Below are 354 nucleotides of genomic sequence, written 5' to 3'. Positions count from 1 at the left end.
AGTTCGATTGCCGTGTCTGGCAATTGCCGAACGAGAGCGAAGCGTTCGACGCATTTGCGTGGCGTGAGGCGGATGCGACACGCAACTCGTTGCAGATGCTGTGTCAAGCACACTTCTCACACCGTCAGCTGCACGGCAAGAACACGCGGGCTCAGCACGACATGCTGCACGATATCGGCCTCAACTGGAACAACGAGCCTGCTTCGTTCAAGCGTGGCACGTACGTCCGACGTATCGTGGAGGACAGAATGTTGACCGAAAAGGAGCTGCTTGCAATTCCCGAGAAACATCGGCCGAAGGGCCCGGTGACGCGGCCCCGCATTGCGGTCCTCGACGTGCCACCGATCACGAAGC

1 protein-coding gene is annotated in these 354 nt (G+C 59.3%); it reads left to right on the top strand.

The window, feature by feature from the left end; translation table 11 throughout:
• On the top strand, positions 1-354 hold a 354-nt coding region (locus AC1RPJ_RS07995), incomplete at both ends, for a hypothetical protein (protein ID WP_481762878.1).

The sequence above is a fragment of the Dellaglioa sp. CoH-57-MRSF-17 genome (assembly GCF_056782015.1).
Note: the sequence above shows the minus strand (reverse complement) of the source record. Positions and strands in the feature narration are given on the sequence as shown.